Annotated in this window: 5 protein-coding genes and 1 tRNA gene; 5 read left to right on the top strand and 1 reads right to left on the bottom strand. The window is 59.0% G+C overall.

The genetic code is table 11. The features are described from left to right. Positions 1–43: 43 nt before the first annotated feature. Positions 44–116 (bottom strand) — tRNA-Ile (locus tag NW820_RS09275). Between the two features lie 86 nt (positions 117–202). Between NW820_RS09275 and NW820_RS09270 the strand changes: the two genes are divergently transcribed. From NW820_RS09270 to NW820_RS09250, 5 genes are all read left to right on the top strand, one after another. After that, positions 203–742, top strand: a complete 540-nt coding sequence (locus NW820_RS09270; protein ID WP_414407328.1) for a TMEM165/GDT1 family protein — start codon at positions 203–205, stop codon at positions 740–742. Positions 743–799: 57 nt separating this feature from the next. Next, on the top strand, positions 800–1,135 hold the full coding sequence (locus tag NW820_RS09265; RefSeq protein WP_011433859.1) for a TMEM165/GDT1 family protein: 336 nt from the start codon (positions 800–802) through the stop codon (positions 1,133–1,135). Between the two features lie 115 nt (positions 1,136–1,250). Further along, on the top strand, positions 1,251–1,400 hold the full coding sequence (locus tag NW820_RS09260) for a hypothetical protein (protein WP_011433860.1): 150 nt from the start codon (positions 1,251–1,253) through the stop codon (positions 1,398–1,400). A gap of 98 nt (positions 1,401–1,498) precedes the next feature. Next, the gene (gene pyrH / locus NW820_RS09255) at positions 1,499–2,260 is read left to right on the top strand and encodes a UMP kinase (RefSeq protein ID WP_011433861.1); all 762 of its coding nucleotides are present in this window, start codon (positions 1,499–1,501) and stop codon (positions 2,258–2,260) included. A 102-nt stretch (positions 2,261–2,362) separates the two neighbouring features. Continuing rightward, the coding region (locus NW820_RS09250; RefSeq protein ID WP_414344837.1) for an endolytic transglycosylase MltG at positions 2,363–2,903 on the top strand (541 nt) is incomplete at its 3' end.

The following is a 2,903-nucleotide window of genomic DNA, read 5'->3' as shown; positions in this document are numbered from 1 at the left end:
GTCAACAGCCCTCAACCCAGAAACCTCGTCCAGCAATTCCCGATGGGGCGTACAGGGATCGAACCTGTGTAAGGCAAATTATGAGTTTGCTGCCTAAACCGCTCGGCCAACGCCCCTGATTCTTTTACTCTAGCGCCCTTGTCTCCTCCAGAAGCGGCTGAAAACAGGATAAGCTGCATGTCGGTGGTTAGGATCTGACGCCATGGCTGCGCCGCGTTCTTGGCAGGGGCAAATGGCCCTGGGCTTGGGGTTGATTGCCTTGTCCTCGGCTCTCTGTTTTGGCTTCTTGGCCGTTGGGCAGCACTATCTCTACGGGGATGGATCCGCTGTGGATTTCCAGCCTGCCGGGGAGAGTTTGGCTTTGTCTCCCGCCCCCAGTACTGGGCCTCCGACGGCACTGCCCCTCACTACCCCCCCCTCTTCCGACAGCAATCTTCCTGAGGGATCCCCACTGCAACTCTGGTTTGTTACTTTTTTAACCGTGTTTGTGGCGGAAATGGGCGACAAAACCCAGTTGGCAACCTTGCTCATGAGTGCCCAATCCCAATCTCCTTGGGCGATCTTTTTCGGTTCCGCCGGTGCCTTGGTGACCGCCAGTTTTTTCAGCGTGGTGCTGGGAGAAGGTCTGGGCCAAGTCATTCCCCCGGGCTGGCTACAATGGTTGGCGGGTGCAGGGTTCCTGGTGATCGGGGGCTATGTATTATGGCAGGAGTGGCGGGGGAACAAGCTCCCAGAGGGCTAGCCTCCCTGAGCAGCCGATGCCAACCCGGCAGGACAGAGTGAAGAACAACCGAGGAACGTGTTGATCCAAGACAACGACAGCCGAACCCCGTCTTTTTTGCTGCGGCAAATGGCCGGACGGGCCGCCCTAGTGAGCTTTGGCTCGATTCTGCTGGCCGAAATGGGCGATAAAACCCAATTGGCGACCCTGCTCCTCAGTGCCCGCTCGCAAAACGCTGGGGTAATCTTTTTGGGCGCTGCTGCTGCTTTGATCAGCACCAGCCTAATTGGGGTGTGGGCAGGAGCTTGGGTGGCCCGCCTGATCCCACCTCGCTGGATCAAAACCCTGGCAGGCGTGGGGTTTGTTGTGATGGGCCTAGTCTTGTTGTGGGGATCCCTGCCCATAGCCGGCTGAGCAGAGGGCTTCAGGATGGCTTCGGCAAAGCGTGATAGGATTAAGAGCGCCTCACTTTGACACTTCAAACTGAGGACCTTCACTTGAGTCCGGACAACCGGTCAGGAAAACCAGCATGGCCAAAAAACGCAATCTGAAGCGGGAAAAAGCCGAGCGCAACCGCGAATATGCCAAACAGTTCCAAAAAAGTCGTGCTCGCAATGGCCGCCGCTTCCGTTCTGCCCCCCGCGACAACGAGGCCAGCGCTGGCGAAGAACAGCAGTAAGGTTGTTTTTGTCGAGATGCTCTGTCGGTCAATCCTGTGAGCGGAGCTAGTTCAACAAACCTGCTATCGTATGCAGGGGTGGGCCGGAGCGGATAAGCATGAAATATCGACGGATTCTACTGAAGTTGAGTGGTGAAGCCCTGATGGGGGAGCGCCCCTACGGGATCGACCCCGAGGTCTTGAAGTCCATTGCCGGCGAAGTGGCCTCAGTGGTACGGGCCGGTGTGCAGGTGGCGATTGTGGTGGGAGGGGGTAACATCTGGCGCGGGCGCAAAGAGGCGGCTGCCCAAGGGATGGATCAGGCTTCTGCCGACTACGTAGGGATGCTGGCCACCGTCATCAACGCCTTAACCCTGCAGGATGCCATTGAGCGAGCCGGGATCCCCACCCGGGTGCAGACGGCCATCGCCATGCAGGAGGTGGCGGAGCCCTATATTCGTCGCCGCGCCATTCGTCACCTGGAAAAGGGGCGGGTGGTGATTTTTGGGGCAGGATCTGGCAACCCCTTCTTCACCACCGATACCACTGCGGCCTTGCGGGCGGCGGAGATCGATGCCGAGGTGATTTTCAAAGCCACCAAGGTGGACGGAGTTTACGATGCGGATCCCAAGACTCACCCTCAGGCCCGCCGCTACGATGTCCTCAGCTATCAGGATGTGCTGAACCGCGATCTGCGGGTTATGGACAGCACCGCCATCGCCCTCTGCAAGGAAAATCAATTGCCCATCGTGGTCTTTGACCTGACTACCCCTGGCAATATTTATCGAGTGGTGCAGGGAGAACCCATCGGCACTTGGATCGGACAGCGGACGGTCGAGAACAACGGGATCCCCAGCCCAGGAGAGTTGATCCCAAGTTAGGGGGGAAATCGGCCTTGAGAGTCCGGCGACGCCCTAGCCAGGATTGAGTCCGAAGGATAGCCTGGCTCAAGGGTGTGCTCAGGCCGTTTGGAGGGAAAGGCAATGACAGATCAGGTTCAGCATTCGGCCCAAAAGGATCCCGTCTTGCCCAAATGCTCTGCTGCCCAAGGCGCTATACCCAGGTCACCCCATGTTGCTACGCAACGCTTACGCGAACGCTGGGGTCGGCGTCTTTTGCAGAGCTTGATTTTCCTGTTGGTTCTGGTCGGGGGATTGGGCTACTGGCAGTGGCAGACCTGGCTCCAGCCGGTGGGCGGCCCAGAACCGATCCAAGTAACAATCCAGCCGGGCAGCAGCAGCCGTCTGATCGGGCAAAAACTGCGCCAAGCAGGGGTGATTCGCTCAGCTCTGGCTTGGGAGCTGTGGAGCCGCACCTTCGGGCGCGACTGGGTGTTTCAGGCGGGCACCTACGCTTTGGATCCCAACCAGGACATGCTGGCCGTGGCCCAGCAACTGCGGCAGGGAAGGATCCTGCAAAGACGTCTGACCATCCCGGAGGGTTGGCGCATCGAGCAAATGGCAGAGGCTCTGGCCCAGCGCAACTGGCTGGCAGCCGATGCCTTCATTGCCGTGACCCGGGTGA

The organism is Synechococcus sp. R55.7 (genome assembly GCF_047461955.1).
Lineage (GTDB): Bacteria > Cyanobacteriota > Cyanobacteriia > Thermostichales > Thermostichaceae > Thermostichus.
The sequence above is the reverse complement of the archived record's forward strand: the minus strand, read 5'-3'. Positions and strand labels throughout refer to the sequence as shown.

What these genes read in the sequence shown, in the direction of transcription:
- NW820_RS09270 (WP_414407328.1), top strand. Translation starts at nt 203, where the DNA reads ATGGCTGCGCCGCGTTCTTGGCAGGGGCAAATGGCCCTGGGCTTGGGG.
- NW820_RS09260 (WP_011433860.1), top strand. Translation starts at nt 1,251, where the DNA reads ATGGCCAAAAAACGCAATCTGAAGCGGGAAAAAGCCGAGCGCAACCGC.
- pyrH (WP_011433861.1), top strand. Translation starts at nt 1,499, where the DNA reads ATGAAATATCGACGGATTCTACTGAAGTTGAGTGGTGAAGCCCTGATG.